At 73.3% G+C, this 18,794-nt stretch carries 17 protein-coding genes; 6 read left to right on the forward strand and 11 right to left on the reverse strand.

Annotation, left to right across the window (positions count from 1 at the left end; genetic code table 11):
* Positions 1-117: 117 nt before the first annotated feature.
* The 6 genes from ACI769_RS04650 to ACI769_RS04675 all read right to left on the reverse strand — a co-directional run bounded on the left by ACI769_RS04650 (position 118) and on the right by ACI769_RS04675 (position 7,277).
* Entirely contained in the window at positions 118-588 is a 471-nt protein-coding gene (locus ACI769_RS04650) for an NfeD family protein (RefSeq protein WP_034652748.1), read from the reverse strand.
* Positions 589-732: 144 nt separating this feature from the next.
* Positions 733-1,752, reverse strand: a complete 1,020-nt coding sequence (locus tag ACI769_RS04655) for a phosphotransferase family protein (RefSeq protein WP_157446517.1) — start codon at positions 1,750-1,752, stop codon at positions 733-735.
* A 65-nt stretch (positions 1,753-1,817) separates the two neighbouring features.
* Positions 1,818-3,440: an ATP-dependent DNA helicase RecQ gene (locus ACI769_RS04660; protein ID WP_085386718.1), complete on the reverse strand. Its 1,623-nt coding sequence runs from the start codon at positions 3,438-3,440 to the stop codon at positions 1,818-1,820.
* On the reverse strand, positions 3,437-5,245 hold the full coding sequence (locus ACI769_RS04665) for a pyruvate dehydrogenase (RefSeq protein WP_085386717.1): 1,809 nt from the start codon (positions 5,243-5,245) through the stop codon (positions 3,437-3,439). Before ACI769_RS04665 ends, ACI769_RS04660 begins: the two co-directional genes overlap by 4 nt.
* A 155-nt stretch (positions 5,246-5,400) precedes the next feature.
* Positions 5,401-6,387, reverse strand: a complete 987-nt coding sequence (locus ACI769_RS04670) for an NAD(P)/FAD-dependent oxidoreductase (protein WP_085386716.1) — start codon at positions 6,385-6,387, stop codon at positions 5,401-5,403.
* Between the two features lie 8 nt (positions 6,388-6,395).
* Positions 6,396-7,277, reverse strand: coding sequence for a trans-aconitate 2-methyltransferase (locus ACI769_RS04675; RefSeq protein ID WP_085386715.1), 882 nt, complete (start codon positions 7,275-7,277; stop codon positions 6,396-6,398).
* A 47-nt stretch (positions 7,278-7,324) separates the two neighbouring features.
* Between ACI769_RS04675 and ACI769_RS04680 the strand changes: the two genes are divergently transcribed.
* The 3 genes from ACI769_RS04680 to ACI769_RS04690 are packed head-to-tail and all read left to right on the forward strand — an operon-like array spanning position 7,325 to position 8,589.
* Complete coding sequence (locus ACI769_RS04680; RefSeq protein ID WP_034655013.1) at positions 7,325-7,915, forward strand: helix-turn-helix domain-containing protein; 591 nt, start codon at positions 7,325-7,327, stop codon at positions 7,913-7,915.
* 33 nt (positions 7,916-7,948) lie between these two features.
* Positions 7,949-8,275 (forward strand): hypothetical protein, encoded by a 327-nt coding sequence (locus ACI769_RS04685; RefSeq protein WP_232322640.1) that lies wholly within the window; start codon positions 7,949-7,951, stop codon positions 8,273-8,275.
* Positions 8,272-8,589 (forward strand): type II toxin-antitoxin system PemK/MazF family toxin, encoded by a 318-nt coding sequence (locus tag ACI769_RS04690; RefSeq protein WP_157446516.1) that lies wholly within the window; start codon positions 8,272-8,274, stop codon positions 8,587-8,589. Before ACI769_RS04685 ends, ACI769_RS04690 begins: the two co-directional genes overlap by 4 nt.
* A 66-nt stretch (positions 8,590-8,655) precedes the next feature.
* On the opposite strand, the gene ACI769_RS04695 is transcribed toward ACI769_RS04690, so the two are convergent.
* Positions 8,656-9,996, reverse strand: coding sequence for an MFS transporter (locus tag ACI769_RS04695; RefSeq protein WP_369824926.1), 1,341 nt, complete (start codon positions 9,994-9,996; stop codon positions 8,656-8,658).
* A gap of 127 nt (positions 9,997-10,123) precedes the next feature.
* Here ACI769_RS04695 and ACI769_RS04700 point away from each other — a divergent pair, with 127 nt between their 5' ends.
* Positions 10,124-10,429: a GNAT family N-acetyltransferase gene (locus ACI769_RS04700; protein ID WP_061266992.1), complete on the forward strand. Its 306-nt coding sequence runs from the start codon at positions 10,124-10,126 to the stop codon at positions 10,427-10,429.
* A gap of 57 nt (positions 10,430-10,486) precedes the next feature.
* Here ACI769_RS04700 and ACI769_RS04705 read toward each other — a convergent pair whose 3' ends face one another.
* The gene (locus ACI769_RS04705; protein WP_061266991.1) at positions 10,487-11,215 is read right to left on the reverse strand and encodes a hypothetical protein; all 729 of its coding nucleotides are present in this window, start codon (positions 11,213-11,215) and stop codon (positions 10,487-10,489) included.
* A 225-nt stretch (positions 11,216-11,440) separates the two neighbouring features.
* On the opposite strand from ACI769_RS04705, the gene ACI769_RS04710 reads away from it, so the two are divergent.
* Positions 11,441-13,309, forward strand: a complete 1,869-nt coding sequence (locus tag ACI769_RS04710; protein WP_198163116.1) for an FAD-binding protein — start codon at positions 11,441-11,443, stop codon at positions 13,307-13,309.
* The gene (locus tag ACI769_RS04715; protein WP_198163115.1) at positions 13,306-14,184 is read left to right on the forward strand and encodes a succinate dehydrogenase/fumarate reductase iron-sulfur subunit; all 879 of its coding nucleotides are present in this window, start codon (positions 13,306-13,308) and stop codon (positions 14,182-14,184) included. Before ACI769_RS04710 ends, ACI769_RS04715 begins: the two co-directional genes overlap by 4 nt.
* Here the strand turns inward: ACI769_RS04715 and ACI769_RS04720 are convergent.
* From ACI769_RS04720 to ACI769_RS04730, 3 genes are all read right to left on the reverse strand, one after another.
* Entirely contained in the window at positions 14,181-15,869 is a 1,689-nt protein-coding gene (locus ACI769_RS04720; protein ID WP_157446514.1) for an AIPR family protein, read from the reverse strand. The genes ACI769_RS04715 and ACI769_RS04720 overlap by 4 nt on opposite strands.
* Positions 15,870-15,969: 100 nt before the next feature.
* Positions 15,970-17,667 carry a phosphoglucomutase (alpha-D-glucose-1,6-bisphosphate-dependent) gene (gene pgm / locus ACI769_RS04725; RefSeq protein ID WP_085386710.1) on the reverse strand — a complete coding sequence of 566 codons (1,698 nt, stop codon included), beginning with the start codon at positions 17,665-17,667 and terminating at the stop codon, positions 15,970-15,972.
* 78 nt (positions 17,668-17,745) lie between these two features.
* Positions 17,746-18,714 (reverse strand): TetR/AcrR family transcriptional regulator, encoded by a 969-nt coding sequence (locus ACI769_RS04730; RefSeq protein ID WP_051027800.1) that lies wholly within the window; start codon positions 18,712-18,714, stop codon positions 17,746-17,748.
* Between the last annotated feature and the right edge of the window lie 80 nt (positions 18,715-18,794).

The following is an 18,794-nucleotide window of genomic DNA, read 5'->3' on the forward strand; positions in this document are numbered from 1 at the left end:
CCGCGCCGGGGCGCGTCTCCTTCCGTGGGTGCGGGCAGGTCAGGACGTGCGGCAGTCGTGCGGGTGCGCGGCACCCACGGGACGACGCGCGGGGCGTCGTGGTCGGTCCGTCGGACCTCAGTCGTTGGGGTAGTGCCGCTGGACGCGTACGCGGCTCCCGGACTGCTCGAGCACGACGACGCGCGCGCCCTCCGGGATCGGTTCGTCGGACCACGCGAGGCGGCGCTCGAGCTCGTGCGCCGCGTCGAGCGAGACCTCGCCGCGCGCGGGGTCGATCGCGGTGGTCGCGGTGCCCTGGACGCCCACGAGGGACACGGGGACGCCGTCCTCCGTCGCGCGCAGGTTCTTGACCAGCAGCTGGACGAGGACCATGACGACGAGCGCCACGACGAGGGACCCGACGTACGCGAGCCAGGTCGGCAGGTCGTTGGAGGCCACGATCACGCCGACGGCGCCGAACACCACGCCACCGACGCCGAGCGTCGTCCCGGACACCGCGCCGTCACCCAGGTCGACGATCTCGCCGACGAGCAGCGAGAGGAGCAGGAGGGCGAGTCCGGCGATGCCGATGACGATGAACGCGATCATGCGAGGTCCCCTCGGACGGGTGGCCACGGCGCGGGAGTGGCGTGTGGAGTTGTCGTGAACGTACGCACACCTTACCGTGACCCGACCGTGCCGTGGGGCGATCCGGGGGTACGTCACATGGGGAGGACTCCCCACGGGGGAGTCTCAGACGCCCAGCTCGTCGAGCATCCGCAGCAGGTTGGCGCGAGCCGTGCCGGCGTACCCCTCGACCCAGTCGCCCTCGTAGCCCCGCGGCACCACCTCGACCGCGAGGAGGCACGACAGGTAGGTGCGGTACAGGCGCAGGCGCGTCCACGCGGCGGGGTCGCCGCTGCCGGGCGTGCCGTCGCCGAGGGCCAGGTCGCCGCCCTCGGCGGCGTAGCCCGCGAGGAGGTCCGCGTCGACGGGCCCGGCACCGAGCTGGTCGGCGCCCGCGAGCTCGAACAGCGGGTCGCCCCAGAGCGACCGCTCGGCGTCGAGCACGCCGACGATCCGCGGGGCGTCCGGCGCGAGCAGCACGTTCCCCGGCCACAGGTCCGCGTGCACGAGCCGCGGGACCTCGACGCGGGCGAGAACCTCGCGGTGCCGGGCGACGGCGTCGCGCACCCGGGCCTCCGGGAGCTCGACCCCCCACGTGCGCGCGTCGTCGAGCACGGCGTCGACCATGTGGGCCAGCGCGTCGGGCCAGGTCGCGGCCGCGAGGCCCGACGCGGGGGCCGGGTAGCCGAACCGGTCGCCCGCGATCCGGTGCAGCCGCGCCATGAACGACCCGAGCCCACGGCGGACGGCGGCGGACTCCGCCGCGTCGTCCTCGCGCGCGCTCCACAGGGTCCCGTCGAGGAACGTCACGACGAGCGCGTCGCCGTCCACGTGCTCGCGCGTGAGGTCGGCGTGCAGCACCCCCGGGACGGGCAGGCCCGCGGCGTGGGCCGCCCGGTAGGCCGCCGCCTCGGTGCCGAGGATGCCGTGCTCGTAGCGCAGGAGCCGGGACGTGTCGGCGCCCGTGACCTTGACGACGACGCGGCCCGGGACGTCGTCGGGCGTCGCGCCCGGCCGCGGGGCGAGGTCGACCGCGAAGACGCTCGCGAACATCCCGCCGCTCAGCGGCTCGGACCGCAGCGCGTCGCCGAGCGGCGCCACGAGCGCCGCGAGCTGGTCGTCCGTGACCGTCGTCCTGGTGAGCACGCGGCGATGCTACCGCCCGGGCAGGCGGCGCCGGACGCGCGCCCGCGCCGACCACCGGCCGCGGGTCAGGACGCCGTGAGCAGGCCCTGGTCCGTCACCGCGTCGAGGCTCAGGGTCCGGTACCCGTGGGTCTCGAAGAGCACCGTCACGCGGTCGTCGCCCTCGTAGCCCATGACGGTCCCCTCGCCGAACTCCGGGTGACGCACCGTCGTGCCCGTCGACCACGGCGCGGACGCGTCGTCGGCGGCCCTCTCCTCCGCGGTCCCGGCCCAGCAGCTGTCGCAGCGCCCGCACGGCTCGGGCAGCTCCTCGCCGAGGTAGGCGAGCAGGAACTGGCGGCGGCACTGCGGGGTCTCGGCGTACGCGCGCATCATCTGCAGGCGCGAGTCGTCGACCCGGCGCCGGGCCTCCGCGAGCTCGTGCGCGACGTCGGCCACCGCACCCGGGCGCGCGTCCTCACCGGCGAGCGCCCGCGCGTCCTCCACGAGCGCGCGCAGGCGTGCGAGACGCCGCGGCAGCCGGGCCCGCCCTCCTGACGACGACGTGCCCGACGCCGGGCCGCCCCGGCCCAGGGCGCGCGCGACCTCGCGGAGGTCGTCGCGGTCGGGCACGCCGACCGCGAAGTAGCGCTGGAGGCCCAGGTCCTCCGGCCGGTAGAAGAGCACCGCGACGGCGGGCTCGCCGTCGCGGCCCGCGCGGCCGACCTCCTGGTAGTAGGCGTCCGGGGAACCGGGGACGTCCGCGTGGACGACGAACCGCACGTCCGGCTTGTCGATGCCCATGCCGAACGCGGACGTCGCGACCACGACGTCCACCTCGTCGTCCGTGAACCGCCGCTGGGCCTCGTCGCGCTCGGCCCGCCGCAGCCCGCCGTGGTAGGCCGCGGTGCGCAGGCCCGCCTCCGCGAGCGCGTCGGAGACCTCGGCCGTGCGGCGTCGCGTGCCGACGTAGACGATCCCGACGCCGTGCTCGGTCTCCGCGCGGACGCGTTCGACGACCGCGCGGTCCTTGTCCGCCGCCTCGACGGTGCGCACGACCTCCAGCGCGATCCCCGGGCGGGCGAACCCGCGGACGATCACCGCGGCGTCGTGCAGGTGCAGGCGCTCGGCGACGTCCTCGCGCACGGGCGGGGACGCCGTCGCGGTGAGCGCGAGCACGGGCGGTCGCGGGTCGAGCGTGTCGAGGCGCTCGCCCACCCGGAGGTACTCGGGCCGGAAGTCGTGCCCCCAGGTCGAGACGCAGTGCGCCTCGTCGACCGCGACGAGGCTGGGCCGGGCCGCGCGGACGGCGTCGAGCACCTCCTCGTTGGCGAGCTGCTCGGGCGAGAGGAAGAGGAACTCCAGCTCGCCCGCCGCGGCGGCCTCGAGCGCGGCGCGGCGCTCGGCCGCGGGCACGGCCGAGCTCACGGCGGCGGCCCGCGCGTCGTCGTCGCCGAGCTCGAGGAGGGAGCGCACCTGGTCCTGCTGGAGCGCGATGAGCGGCGAGACGACGAGCGTCGGCCCGGGCAGCTCGAGGCCGGGGAGCTGGTAGACCGCGGACTTGCCGGCCCCCGTGGGCAGCACGAGCAGGACGTCGCGGCCGTCGAGGAGCGCGGTGATCGCCTCGCGCTGCCCGGGGCGCAGGTCGCGGTAGCCGAAGACCTCCCGGGCGGTGTCGCGGACGTCGGCGAGGGTGGGCTCGTCGGTCACGGGCGGGGCACGTTGCGCAGGTTGGCGCGGGCCATCGAGACGACCTCGCCCATGCCGCCGCCGAGGACCTCCTTGCTCATCGCGACCGCGAACCCGCGGACCTGGCCCGCGGTGATGTTCGGCGGGATCGAGAGCGCCCGGGGATCGGTGACGACGTCGACGAGCGCCGGTCCCGGCCGGTTCAGCGCCTCCTGGAGGGCGCGGCGCAGGTCCTTCGGCTTCTCGACGCGCACCGCCGGGATGCCGATCGCGTTCGCGACCGCGGCGTAGTCCACGGGCGGCGACTCGGTGCCGAACATCGGCAGGCCGTCGACGAGCATCTCGAGGCGCACCATGCCGAGGCTCGCGTTGTCGAACAGGACGACCTTGACCGGCAGGTCGTAGTGCTTGAGCGTCACGAGCTCGCCGAGCAGCATCGAGAGGCCGCCGTCGCCGGCCATGGCGACGACCTGGCGTTCGCGGCCCCCTTCGCGCCCGGCGGCCGCGGCGCCGATGGCGTGGGGGAGCGCGTTGGCCATCGAGCCGTGGATGAACGACCCGATGACGCGGCGCTTCCCGTTGGGCGTGATGTACCGCGCGGCCCACACGTTGCACATGCCCGTGTCGACGGTGAACACCGCGTCGTCGGCGGCGACCTGGTCGAGCGTGTCGGCGACGAACTCGGGGTGGATCGGCGTCGTGCGCTCGACCTTCTTCGTGTACGCCCCGACGACGCCGGTCATCGCCTTCTCGTGCTTGGCCACCATCGAGTCGAGGAACTTGCGCGACCGCGCCTTCTTCACGAGCGGCAGGAGCGCGCGCACCGTCTCGCCGACGTCGCCCACGACGGCGAGGTCCAGGCGCGTGCGCCGGCCGAGGTGGGTCGGGTCGACGTCGACCTGCGCCGTACGGACCGACTCCGGGAGGAACTGGTCGTACGGGAAGTCGGTGCCGAGCAGCACGAGGAGGTCGCAGTCGTGCATGGCGTCGAACGCGGCGCCGTAGCCGAGGAGGCCGGACATGCCGACGTCGAACGGGTTGTCGTACTGGATGAACTCCTTGCCGCGCAGCGAGTGGCCCACGGGCGCGGCGATCTTGTCGGCGAGCGCGATCACGTCGTCGTGCGCGCCGCGCACGCCCGCGCCGGCGAAGATCGTGACCTTCTTCGCGGCGTCGATCGCGTCCGCGAGCTGCTGGACGGCGGTCGCGTCGGGGACGACGCGCGGGGGCGCGGGCCGGCACGCGACGTCGGGCACGGCGGCCGGGGCGTCGAGGTCGGCGACGTCGCCCGGGAGCGTGAGGACGGAGACGCCGCGGGCGCCGTACGCGTGGTGGATCGCGGAGTTGATGACGCGCGGTGCCTGCTCGGCGCTCGAGATCATCTCCGAGTAGACGGAGCACTCGGTGAACAGGCGGTCGGGGTGGGTCTCCTGGAAGAACCCGGTGCCGATCTGCTTGCTCGGGATGTGGCTCGCGATGGCGAGCACGGGCACGCGCGACCGGTTGGCGTCGTACAGGCCGTTGATGAGGTGGAGGTTGCCCGGCCCGCACGACCCCGCGCACACCGCGAGGCTGCCCGTGACCTCGGCCTCGGCAGCCGCGGCGAACGCGGCGGCCTCCTCGTGGCGCACGTGGATCCACTCGATCCCCTTGCCCGCGTTCTCGCCCGCGTTGGACCGGTGCACGGCGTCGACCACGGGGTTGAGGCTGTCGCCGACGATGCCGTAGATCCGGCGCACCCCCGCCTCGATGAGCTGCGCGACGAGCAGGTCGGCGACCGTGCGGTTGCGCTTGTCCTGCGGGGAGCGACCGATTCCGAACGGCATGACGTACCTCCACGGTGGGCTGGGGTCGTCCTCCATCGTGCGACGGGCCGCCCGGCCGCGCAGCGCGAGCGGGCGTCTCGTGCGTCACCCTCCGCGCGGCCGGGCCCGCGGTCGTTCCCGGCCGCGGGCCCGGCCCGGTGTCTCGGGCCGCCGCCTCAGACCGCGGGCTCGGCGTGCGCCGCGAACGGCGTCCGGCGTCGTGCGACGGCCGCCGCCGCGTCGGCCTGCGCGAGCTCCCCGTGGATCCCCGCGCCGGCCATGACCCCGGCCGCCGCCGACGCGCCGACCTGCGCCATGAGGTCGCTCGAGTTGCCCGCGGCCCACACGCCCGGCACGGCGGTCGCGCCGCGCGGGTCGGCGGGCACGAACCGGCCCGCCGGGTGGTCTTCCAGGGTCCCGCCGAGCTGCTCGAACAGCTCGCCGCGCGCGACGAACCGCGGCCCGACGACGACCGCTTCCACGGGGAACGACGTCCCGTCGGCGAGCACGACCGCCCGCACCGACCGGCCGTCGACGTCGAGCCGCGCGACCTCCCCCTCGACCACGCGCACGCCGAGCGCCGAGAGCTGCTCCCACGTGGCGTCGTCGGGCTCGGGGGCGGTGTGCTGGAACAGCGTGACGTGCGGGGTGAGCTGGCGGAACAGCAGCACCTGGTGGGCCGCGGCGGGCCCGGTCGCGAGCACCGCGATCCGCTGCCCCCGCACCTCCCACCCGTGGCAGAACGGGCAGTGCAGCACGCTCGACCCCCAGCCCTCGCGGACCCCGGGGACGTCGGGCAGCTCGTCGACCAGGCCGGTCGCGAGCAGCACGCGGCGCGCGCGGACCGTCCCGCCGTCGTCGAGCGTGAGCGTGAAGCCGGACCCGGCGTCGCCCTCGGCGCGGGCGACGCGCGCGTCGCGGACCTCGGCGCCGTAGCCCTCGGCCTCGGCGCGGCCCGTGGCCAGCAGCTCGCGCGGCGGCACGCCCTCGCGCCCGAGCAGGTTGTGCGCGCCCTCCGCGGGCGCGTTGCGGGGTTCGCCGGCGTCGAGCACGACGACGGACCGCAGCGACCGCGCGAGCGTCACCGCGGCGCTCAGCCCGGCGGGGCCGCCGCCGACGATCGCGACGTCGTAGGGGGCGTTCTTCTCGGTGGTGGTGTCCATGACTCTCCTCAGCGGGGGCGGCGGGCGGCCCAGACGACGCGGCCGCCCCGGGCGCGGACGGTGTGGTCGGTCGTGCCGGGCGCGGTCGCCGCGAGCACGGCGTCGAGCGCGGCGAGGTCGGCGGGCTCCAGCCGGTCCGCCAAGTGCTCGCGCTGGCGCAGCGCGGTGGCGTGCGCCCAGCGGGACGTGTCCGGCCCCGGCGGCACGACGGCGGTCGGCTCGCGCCGGTCCACCACCTCCAGCCCGGCGTCGGTCAGGTACGGGGTCCAGTCGGGGTAGCGGTTCCAGCCGGCGTGCGCCATGGCGCGCTCGAGGCGCGCGGTGAGGTCGGCGTGGTCCGCGCCGTCGGGCAGGACGGGCGACGTCGCGGTCATCTCCACGACGATGAGCAGGCCGCCCGGGGCGAGCGCGTCGCGGGCGTCGTGCAGGACGCGCGCCGGGTCGGCGACGTGGTGCAGCGAGGCCGACGCCCACACGACGTCCGCGACGCCGACCGGAGGCCAGCCGGCGTCGAGGTCGGCCGCGACGGTGCGCACGCGGTCTGCGAGACCCGTCCCGGCGAGCCGGGCGCGCAGACGGTCGAGCATCGCGGCGTCCGCGTCGACCGCCACGATCTCGGCGTCGGGGAACGCCCGCGCGAGCGCCCGGGTGCCGGTGCCGGTCCCCGCGCCGAGGTCGACGACGGCGCGCGTCGGGGCCGGGGCGTGCCCGACGGCGACCGCGACGGCCTCGTCGAGGAGACCGTCGAAGACCAGCGCGTCGAGCTCGAGCAGCTCGGCCAGCCCGGCGCCGTCGTGCGGGCCTTGGGCGTGGCCGTGGGTGTGAGTGTGGCCGTGCCCGGGCGCGTCGCCGGGGGTGGGCGCGGGGCGCCCGGGGGCGGGGAGGTCCATGACTCCACCGTAGGACGACCATGCGTGCTGAGCATAGGATCTTGCTCATGACGCAAGAACCGGATCTCGACGCCGTCGTGCGGCAACGCATCCGCGGGCTGCGGCTCGCGCGCGGATGGACGCTCGACGCGCTCGCCGCGCGCTGCTTCCTCAGCCCGTCCACGCTCAGCCGCATCGAGACCGGGCACCGGCGCATCGCGCTCGACCAGCTCGTGCCGATCGCCCGCGCGCTCGGCACGACCCTCGACCAGCTCGTCGAGCCCGTCGACGACGAGGACGTCGTGATCCGGCCCGAGCCGCAGCGCCGCCCGGGGGAGACCACGTGGCTGCTGTCGCGCGAGCGGACCGGGACGATGGTCGCGAAGATGCGCCTCACGCCCGAGCGCGCCGTCGGGCCGGAGCACCAGCGCGTCCACCCGGGGCACGAGTGGTTCACCGTGCTGTCGGGGACGGCCGTCGTCTACCTCGCGGACCGCCGGATCCTCGTCCACGAGGGCCAGGCGGCGGAGTTCTCGACGATGGTGCCGCACTCGTTCGGCGCGCACGACGGCCCGGTCGAGATCCTCACGATCTTCGACCAGGAGGGCGAGCGGGCCCACCTCTCGGGCGCGGCGTCAGCCGCGCCGGGTCGTGTCTGACAAATGTGGGACACGCGGCGTAGTGTCGTGACCATGGCGACGACAACCCGCAGCACCACGCACGAGAGAACGACCCGCCGAGGCTCGACCTCGCGGGGCGGGAAGAACGTGCCTGCCGGGGGGACCCCGCGGGGCGAGAAGGGCGAGGGCGCCTCGACGAAGCGCGACTCCGTCACGTTCCGACCCACCCCCGAGGAGCGCCGGATCCTCGACCGCCTCCGCGACGAAGGCGTCACCGCCAGCGATGCCGTCCGTCGAGGCCTGCACCTGGTCGCGCACGAGAAGTGGGTCGACCAGGCCCGCGTCGATGCGGAGAGTCTCGCCCACGAGAACCTCGACGACGAGCCGGACGCCTGGTGATCCGCGGCGCCGTCTACCGCGTCGACCTCGGTGACCCCCGGGGCCACGAGCAGGGCGGTCGGCGGCACGGGGTGGTTCTGTCCCCGACGAACATGCCGTGGTCCGTCGCGACGATCGTGCCGACCTCGACGAGCGCGCAGCGTGCGATCTTCCGGCCCGTCCTCGAGATCGCCGGCCAGGAGACCGTGCTCCTGGTCGACCAGCTCCGTGTGATCGACACCGACTACGTCGTCGGGGAGCCGGTCGACTTCCTTCTTCGAGACGACCTGGACGCGCTCGAGCGGGCCGTGCAGAGCTACCTCGGCATCATCTGACCCCGAGGCGTCCCGTCCGTCGTCCTCGGGCGGCTCGACGTCGACCGTCGCGCGGCGTGCCCCGCGTCAGTGGGCGGCCGTGCCGTCCGTGACGTCCTCACGGTCGGCGCTGCGCCGCAGCGACCGCAGGGCCACGAGCACCAGCACGACGGCGAGCGCGGCCGCCGCGACGACGACCTCGAACCCGGCGTGCGCGCCGCCCGCGTCGATGCGGGACCCGGCGACGGACGACCCGATCGACACCCCGACGCCGAGCGACGTCCCGACCCATGCGAGGCCCTCGGTGAGCTGGGTCGGGGCCACGAGGTTCTGCACGAGGTTGTTGCCGTTGATGAGCGTCGGCGCGATGGCGAACCCGGTGACGAACATGACCGCCGCGAGGACGGGGATCGACGTGACGAAGAAGAACAGCGAGACGCCCGCGGCGAGCGCGACGATCCCGATGACGAACCGGCGCCACAGCGGCGACACCCAGTGGCGGGCGCCGTAGACGAGGCCGGAGATGAGCGACCCCAGGGCGAACACGGCGAGGATGACGCCGGCGGCGCCCTTCTGGCCCTCCTCCTCGGCGAACGCGATGGTCGAGACGTCGGTCGCGCCGAACACGATGCCCATCGCCACGAAGATCACGGCGAGCACGACCATCCCCGTCGACCGCATGGCCGAGCGCTGCTTGACCCCGGCCTCGGGCACGACGACGGGCGGCTCGGTCGCGCGCTGGGACAGGAACCACAGCCCGCCCACGACGGCCGCGACCAGGGGGACGACCAGACCGGCCGACGGCGACACGCTCGTCGCGAGCACGGTCGCGAGCACGGGCCCGACGACGAACACGAGCTCGTCGAGCGCGGACTCGAGCGAGTACGCGGTGTGCAGGCGCCGCGCGTCGGGCACGACGTGCGTCCAGCGCGCGCGGACCATCGAGCCGTACGACCCCTGCGTCGCGCCGGAGACGGCGGCGAACACGTAGAGCGTCCACTCGGGCGCGCGGAGCACGGCGCACAGGATGAGCCCGCCGAGCCCGAGCGTCGCGGCGGCGAGCAGCGGCAGCATGACGACGCGCTGCCCCGTGCGGTCCACGAGGCGCGCGATCTGCGGCGACACGACCGCCTGCGCCACGACGAGCGCGGCCGCGACGCGTCCCGCGAGCGCGTACTCGCCGTAGATGCCCTGGATCATGAGGATCGTGCCGATGCCGACCATCGACATCGGCAGGCGCGCGACGAGCGCCGCGGCGGAGAACCGCCACGCGCCGGGCAGCGTGAGCACGGCGCGGTAGGGGTTGCGGGAGGCCCGGACGGGGGCCTCGGGCGCGGTGCCCGACGTCGTCCCCTCGGTCGTCAGGTCGTCCCGCCGGTGCTCGGGGTTCTCGGGGTCGTCAGCGCGCGACGGGGAATCCTGGACCACCGTCCCAGTGTCGCACCCGGAAGCCGTCCGGCCGGTAGCGAATTCGCGTCGCCACGCCCGACGTGACCGCCGTCTCAGGCGTGGCGCCGCGGTTGTCCGGGGGCGCCGGGCCGACGACGATGGCGGCATGACCGACAGCCCCGCACCCCGCACGCCCACCGTCACCGTCACCGACGAGGGCGACCGCTTCGAGGCCCGCACCGACGACGGCGTCGTCGCCGGCTTCGCCGCCTACGTGCGGGAGCCGGGCGCGGTGATCTTCACGCACACCGAGGTCGACCCCGCGTTCGAGGGGCGCGGCGTCGGGTCCGCGCTCGCCGCGGGCGCGCTCGACAGCGTGCGGGAGTCGGGCGAGCGCGTCGTCGCGCTGTGCCCCTTCATCCGCGCGTACGTCGAGCGGCACCCGGAGTACGAGGACCTGACCCGGCGCTGAGCACGCGAGAGCCCCGGTCCGTCGGGACCGGGGCTCTCGCGGCAGGCGCGGGCGGCGTCAGGAGATCGTGCCGGTGCCCTCGCCCTCGATGCGCTCGTCGTGCAGGAGCTCGCCCTCCGCGTCCACGGGCGTGATCACGGCGTCGAACGTGATCGGCGAGCCGGGCTGGTAGCGGAAGTTCGTGGCGTACGAGTACGACTGGCCCGTCGCGAACGGGTACACCGACGGCTCGCGGTACGCCTGGTTGTGCATCGCGTCGTCGTGCACGCCCTGCGCCTCGTACAGCGCGTCGTCGACGATCGTGTCCATGCCCTGCATGTACGGCCAGTCGTCGTAGCGCTCGTCGATGCTCACGAGGCTCGAGCCGAGGTCGATCGGGTCGCCCTCGTTCGTGATGACGTAGTTGATGAAGACGATGTCGTCGCCCGCGGCGATGAGCGGCTGGTTGGTGTCGGGGTCGACGAACAGGCCGTCCTTCGAGGCCTGGGTGACGCCCACCTGGTAGACGTCGACGCGCACGTCGCCGACGTTGAACGTCGAGATCTGCTCGCCCGGCGTCGCGACGGGGTTGGCCCAGTCGGGGAGCTCGCCGTCCGAGCCGGTCTCCGCCGCCGCGTCGTCGGTCTCCTCGGCGTCCTCGGCGGGGGCGGACTCCTCCGTCGTCGTCTCCTCGGGGGCCGACGTCTTCGGGGCGTCCCCGCCGTCGACCGCGACGGTGCACGCGGTGAGGCCGAGCGCGAGCGCGGCGGCGACGGTCAGGCGGGCGGCGGTACGGGCGGGACGCATGAGTGCTCCGGTGGTTCGGGGAGGGGTTCCGCACGGACCTTACCCACAGACGGGTCGCGGGCTCGATGGGGAGCGGTGCCCATGGGGCCCCGGACCGGGACCTTCGCCTGTTGCGCTGCCCCGGCGGCGCGGGGACCCTTCCCCTATGCCTCGGCACGCTCTCCCCCCGCTCCGCCCTGCACGCCCCGGACCGGCCGGCCCCTCCCGCACGCCCCGAGGACGCCGGTGACCGCGCTGCGCGTCGAGCGCGCCGACGTGGTCGTGGTCGGGGGCGGCGCCGCCGGGCTGAGCGCGGCGCTCGCCGTCGCCGAGGCGGCAGCCCGTGACGACGGTCGCGCCCCCGTGGTCGCGCTCGTGTCGAAGGTGTACCCGATGCGCTCGCACACGGTCGCCGCCGAGGGCGGCGCGGCGGGCGTCGTGGGGGACGACGACTCGCTCGAGCAGCACGTCGCCGACACCCTCGCGGGCGGCGCCGGGCTGTGCGAGGAGGACGCCGTCCGATTCGTCGTGGAGCGCGCGGCCGGCGAGCTCTACCGGCTCGAGCGGTGGGGGCTGCCGTGGTCGCGCACCGACGCCGGCGACGTGGCCGTCCGTCGGTTCGGTGGTATGAGCCGCGCGCGCACCTGGTTCGCCGCCGACAAGACCGGCTTCCACCTCCTGCACACCCTGTTCCAGACGTCGCTGCGGCACTCCGGCCCCGACGGTCCCGTCCGCCGGTACGACGAGCACCACGTGCTCGACCTCCTGGTCGACGACCCGGGCGGGCCGGACGCGCGGGTGCGCGGCGTCGTCGTGCACGACCAGCACCGCGGCGAGCCGCTGCTCCTGGAGGCGCCCGCCGTGGTCCTCGCGACGGGTGGCTCGGCGCGCGCGTGGGGGACCAGCACGAACGCGGGCATCTGCACGGGCGACGGCACCGCGATGGCGCTGCGGGCGGACGTGCCGCTGCGCGACCTGGAGTTCCTCCAGTTCCACCCGACCGGCCTCCCGGGCAGCGGCATCCTCCTCACCGAGGCCGCGCGCGGCGAGGGCGGGGTGCTGCTCGACGCCGACGGCCGCCGCTACCTCGCCGACTACGGCCTCGGCCCCGAGTCGCCCGTCGGGGCGCCCGTGCCGCGCACCATGGAGCTCGGGCCTCGCGACCGCCTGTCGCAGGCGTTCTGGCACGCCGACCGCGACGGCCGCACGATCCCGACTCCCGACGGCGGCGTCGTCCTGCTCGACCTGCGGCACCTCGGCAAGGAGCGGCTCGCCGAGCGGCTGCCGCTCGTGACCGGCCTGGCCAAGCAGTTCGCGGGCGTCGACCCGGCGGCCGAGCCCGTCCCCGTCCGCCCGACGGCGCACTACACGATGGGCGGCATCCGCACCGACGCGCGCGGCACGACCGGCGTCGCCGGGCTGTTCGCCGCGGGGGAGTGCGCCTCCACCGGCCTGCACGGCGCCAACCGGCTCGGGTCCAACTCGCTGGTGGAGACGCTCGTCGTCGGGCGCGCGGCGGGCGAGGCGGCGCTCGCGTGGTCGCGGGAGATGGGCCCGCCCGGGGCCGACGGCGGGCCCCCGGCCGTCCGGACGGGTCCCGCGGTCGTGGACCGGGCTGCCGAGATCGCCGACGGCTACCTCGCGATGCGCGGCCGGGGGACCGAGCCGCCCGCCGCGATCCGGGCCGAGCTCGGGCGCTTGCTCGACGCCGACGCCGGGATCTACCGCGACGCCGACGGCCTGCGGCGGGCGCTCGCGGCCGTCGAGGACCTGCGTGCCCGGTACGACGACGTGCGCGTCGCCGACACGAGCGCAGTGCTCAACACCGACTGGGCGACGACCGTCGAGCTCGGCGCGACGCTGCTCGTCGCGCACGCGACCGTCGCCGCCGCGCTCGCGCGGGAGGAGTCGCGCGGCGCCCACCAGCGGCTGGACTTCCCGGCGCCGGACGCGGTGGCGTGCCACTCCGAGGTCCGCCTCGGCGTGGGCGGCACCATCGAGGTGGCGCACGTCCCGGTGGGCGCCGGGACCCCCGCCGAGCACGGGGTTGCTGTCGGGAAGGGCCCGGAGACGACGACGACGTCGTTCTCGGCGAAGGAGGGAGAGGGCGCGTGAGCGAGCAGACGGTGCGGCTGGAGGTCGCGCGCACGTCGCCCGACGGCGCGGGCACCGGCAGGCGGGACGTGTTCGACGTGCCCTACGACGACCGCACGTCCGTGCTCGACGCGCTCCAGTGGGTCAAGGACCACGCCGACCCCACGCTGACGTTCCGGTGGTCGTGCAAGATGGCGGTCTGCGGGAGCTGCGGCGTCATGGTCAACGGCCGCCCGGTGCTCGGGTGCGAGACGTTCATGCGCGGCTACCGCACGTCCGGCCTCGTCGTCGAGCCGCTCGCGCACGCCGAGGTGCTGCGCGACCTCGTCGTGGACACGGACACGTTCCTCGGCAAGCTCGCCACCGTGCAGCCCTGGCTCGTGCCCGACGGCGCCACGCGCCTCCCGCTCGTCGACCCGCCCTCGGCCGGACTCGGGGCCGAAGCCGGAGCCGGGGCGGGGGCCGGCGCCGGGGTCGAGGTGGGCGAGGACGTCGACGGCTCGCGGACGCCGGCCGGCGACGACGTGCTGCGGGCGGTCGGGCCGGCGTCGGGCCACCGGCAGACGCCGGGCGAGCTCGCCGCGTTCAAGGGCTTCGCCGAGTGCATCGACTGCATGCTCTGCTACGCGGCGTGCCCGCAGCTCGACGTCGCGCCCGACTTCCTCGGCCCGGCCGTCGTCGCGACGGCGCGCCGCTGGGACGAGGACTCGCGCGACGCGGGCGAGCTCGACCGCGCCGACGTCCTCGACACCGAGTTCGGCGCCTGGCCGTGCATCCAGATCGGTGCGTGCACGCAGGTCTGCCCCAAGGGCGTCGACCCGGCCCGCGCGCTCCGCGACGCCCAGCGCGTCGCGACGGACACGTGGGAGCTACGACAAATTCAACCCAGGCCCTAGTGCCGAGGAGCTTGTCGGACAAATGCTCGCCCGCGCTCGACAAGTTTGTTGGTTACGCGGCTATCTTTCGCGATCTGGTCAAATAGTAGCTCGCCGGTCACGCGAGTATGCCGCGCATACTCGTCCCGAATTAGGGTCAAGAGTTCCTCTTGCAGCCCGATTGGCGGACCTTCGGGTGGGATGGCTGCTAGATCTGCAGCGCTCGGCCTCTCGCGACGCGTTAGTGCCATGGCTGTGAGCATCGTGAGGTGGTTCTCAAAGTCCTGCCGATGCGGACGAGTGGAGGGGTCTTCGACCAAGAAGGTTACATTTGCGCGATACAGGCTAATACAAGAAGAGTAGGCGAGAATGGGGTGCTCAGGTGAAAATAGCAAATCGTAGACGTCCGTCTCGAAGATCCGAGAAAGCTCCCCCCGAGCAATATGGGGAATCTGCCCCAATGCCGAAAGAAGCGCGCAGCCCATCTGATCGATCGTTACAATCTTGGCCTCTGGTATTCCATTGTTCGTGTGCTGCCTGCGCCTTCGCTCGTAGTAGAGGCCGAGAGTCGAAAGATGCTCCTCAATCTCGCGCTGGACGCGATCCGTCGCCCGCAGCGCACTCGGACCTAGAGAAGTCTGGCTGTTTGTTGCGCGAATAATCCTATCCCGAACCTCGGAATCTTGCGCCTGAATGACCTTAATTAGCACGCTGCGATCGTCCGAAGAGTCACGTCCTGAGCGCGATCTCTTGTAGATTTCGTTTGAAGTTTGAAGGCCGTTTACAATCTGTGGAGATTCAAGCTCAAGCAGCTTGTTCGCTGGTTGTACCCGAGTCGCGACTATCGTGACACCGTTGTTGAGCCACCAGAAGTCAACCCCTACATCCTCGGATTCAAGAGTCCCTTGGATGCTCCGGTTAACGGCCGTCTCGCCCTCGTAGTCGCGAACGTTGGCGTCAAAGAGACCCGCATCGAGTTCGCCACTCTCTCCGGTTATGAACCGTTCGTACTCGTCCAGTTTCACGACGGCGATGTAGCCGCCAGCTTTGTCGGTAGAAATCGGATTCTCGGCGAGAGCGAGCTTCCGGCTTGTCGCGGGCTTCTCGCGCACCAGGTCCGTGATGCGAGCGGCATCGAGAAACTCCATGGAGACGTCGGCGCCCGCAAAGCACCCCGCAATCGTGCTCCGTAGCACCTCGCCTTTTTCCCCGGTATTGGGGTGCAATTCGGTTGCGCGCAGTGAAGCGTATGCTATAAATATCCGCAGCGACGGCATCTCAAGATTGCGGTACGCGCGGAGGAACCGACGGGAAATTTCAATTACGCCAGCATTCACGGTCTTTGAGAGAGCTGCCTCATCCCGGTTGAAGTCGAACAGGCGCGGCAAATTTACGCAGAGCTTGTCGAGTGCGTCCTCGCGAAACCCCTTGGTGTTCTTTACCTGAACGATAAATAGGTCGAGTTGCGCGTTCTTTCCGATGCCTGCTAGTGGCGAGTCGTCGCGAATGCAATACCCGTTAACAAAGAGGTACATGCCATCGATGCCGGCATCGAGGGAGCCGTCGACGATTCCTGACGCGAGGTCATCGGGTGTGGGCTGGTAGTGCTTTAGATAGTGCTTCGCGAGAAACCGCGCTTCGTGCTCGGCATGGGTAAGTGAAGTTGGAGAAGTCGCTCGATCGCGGCTGATCATGTCTTCGAGCAATACCGCATCATTTGCACTCACAACGGCCCCAAGCGTCCGAGAATCGTGTTCCCCAGAGGATAGTTGAAGCACGAGCGTTGTGGAGGGTGAAGTTCGCGTCTTAGCGGCCAGACAGCGCGGCGGAGACGACGTCCTTCGCCTCGGCCTGGACCTGGGTCAGGTGCTCCGCGGAGACGAACGACTCGGCGTAGATCTTGTAGACGTTCTCCGTGCCCGACGGCCGGGCCGCGAACCACGCGTTCTCGGTCGTCACCTTGAGCCCGCCGATCGGGGCGTCGTTCCCGGGGGCGTTCGTGAGCTTCGCGGTGATCGGCTCGCCGGCGAGCTCGGTCGCGGTGACCTGCTCGGGCGAGAGCTTGCCGAGCGTCGCCTTCTCCTCGAGCGTCGCGGGCGCGTCGACGCGCGCGTACCAGGACTCGCCGTAACGCTCGACGAGGTCGCGGTGGTGCTCGGACGGCGTGCGGCCCGTCGTCGCGATGATCTCCGACGCGAGCAGCGCGAGGAGCAGGCCGTCCTTGTCCGTGGACCAGACGCGGCCGTCCTTGCGCAGGAACGACGCCCCGGCGGACTCCTCGCCGCCGAACCCGACCGAGCCGTCGAGCAGGCCGGGCACGAACCACTTGAACCCGACGGGGACCTCGACGAGCCGACGGCCGAGCCCGCCCGCGACGCGGTCGATGAGCGCGGACGACACGAGCGTCTTGCCGATCGCGGCGTCGTCGCGCCAGCCCTCGCGCGCGCCGCCGTAGAGGTACTGGATCGCGACGGCGAGGTAGTGGTTGGGGTTCATGAGCCCGGCGTCGGGCGTGACGATCCCGTGGCGGTCGGAGTCGGCGTCGTTCCCGGTGGCGACGTCGAACGGCGCGCCGCCCTCGACGTTCCCGGACTCCCCGGTCATGCCCGCGACGAGGGACGCCATCGCGTACGGCGAGGAGCAGTCCATGCGGATCTTGCCGTCCCAGTCGAGGGTCATGAACGCCCAGCGGGGGTCGACCTGCGGGTTGACGACCGTGAGGTCGAGCCCGTACCGCTCGCCGATCTCGCCCCAGTACTCGACCGACGCGCCACCCAGCGGGTCGGCGCCGATCCGCACGCCGGAGTCGCGGATCGCGTCGAGGTCGAGGACGTTCGCCAGGTCGTCGACGTACGTGGTGAGGAAGTCGTGCTTGTGCACGTGCTCGGACGTGAGCGCCTGGGTCAGCGGCACGCGCGGCACGCTGCCGACGCCGGTGCGCAGGATCTCGTTCGCGCGGTCCGCGATCCAGCCGGTCGCCTCGGACCCGGCGGGGCCACCGTGCGGCGGGTTGTACTTGAAGCCGCCGTCGCGCGGGGGGTTGTGCGACGGCGTGACGACGATCCCGTCCGCGAGGCCGGGGCCGGTGGTGCGGACGCCGTCGACCGTCGTCGCCTCGTTGTGCAGGAGGATCGACTGCGAGACGGCGGGGGTCGGGGTGAACGAGTCGCGCGCGTCGACGTACGTCTGGACGCCCGCCGCGACGAGGACCTCGAGCGCGGTCTGCCACGCCGGGAGCGACAGCGCGTGCGTGTCGCGCCCGATGAACAGCGGCCCGTCGGTGCCCTGCGAGCGCCGGTACTCGACGATCGCGGCCGTGATCGCGATGATGTGCGCCTCGTTGAACGCGTGGTCCAGGCTCGACCCCCGGTGGCCCGACGTGCCGAACACGACCTTCTGGGCCGGGTCGTCGACGTCGGGCGCGAGGTCGTAGTAGGCGCCGACCACGGCGTCGACGTCGATGAGGTCGCTGGGCTGGGCGGGCGTGCCGGCGCGGGGATCCATGGGTCGATCCTGCCAGGGGTGGCGCCCGCACGTCAGCCGGGACGGACGTCGTGCCGCGGGACCTTCGGCACGACCTCCCTAGCCCGCGGGGTCGGGGTCCTCCGGCGCGGCGGCGGGGTCGTCGGACCGGTCGGCGCTCGCGCTGTCGATGGCCAGCTCGACGGCGTCGAGCAGACGGTCGAGGCTCGCGTCGAAGGGCCCCTGCGGCGCGTCGAAGCCGCCCGCGACGTAGACGCGCGTCATGACGGGGTAGCGCTCGACGTCGAACCAGTCCTCCCAGAAGCTGCCGAGCGTCGTCCAGTACTCGTCGTTGCCCACGCCGGTCGCGTCGCGCTCGGTCCGTTCGGCGATCGTGGCGCGCGCGAGGCCCTGGACGTAGTTGTCGACGAGGCCGAGGGTGTCGACGACCTGCAGCTCGGAGAGGCCCGTGTCGACGATGGTCCGCAGCCCGGCCTCCTGGGCGTCGAGCACGTGCGGCGCGAGCGGGGCGCGCCACATGTTGGTCTGGAGGATCCACGGGTGGCGCAGGTAGAGGTTCCACAGCTCGTGCGCGTACTGCGCGAGCGCGGGACGCCACGGGGCTCCCGCAGCGGGCAGGTCGAGCTCGGCGTACGCGCGGTCGATCATGAGGTCGACGAGCTCGGTGCGGCCGGGCACGTAGGTGTAGAGCGACATCGCCCCGACGCCGAGCTCGGTCGCGACGCGGCGCATGGACAGCGCGTCGAGCCCGCCCTCCTGCGCGACGGCGATCCCCGCCCGCACGACGTCGTCGAGCGTGAGGCGCGGCTTGCGGCCGCGCGTCGCGGGGGCCGGCGGGTCCCACAGGAGCGCGAGGCGGCGCGTGATCTCGGGGGTGCGGACGATCTCGGTGAACTGCGCGCGCGCGTGCTCGGCCGCCTGCACCGCGGAGGCGACCCCGGCGTCCGCGGCGGCCGCGACGCCGCGCGGACGCTCGGAACCCTCGGGGTCCGGGGTCGCGGGCGGGGTCGGCGCGGTGGCCGACGGCGCACGGTCGGCCGCGCGGGCGTCGGTCGGGTCGGTCGTCACGTGCGTATCCTCCCCGACTTCCCGCGGGATCTCGCCTCCGGTGCGAGCGTGCGACGAAGGCTTGCCTTTTCCCGTACACC

It is taken from the genome of Cellulosimicrobium sp. RS, from assembly GCF_046159675.1.
Classification (GTDB): Bacteria; Actinomycetota; Actinomycetes; order Actinomycetales; family Cellulomonadaceae; genus Cellulosimicrobium; species Cellulosimicrobium funkei.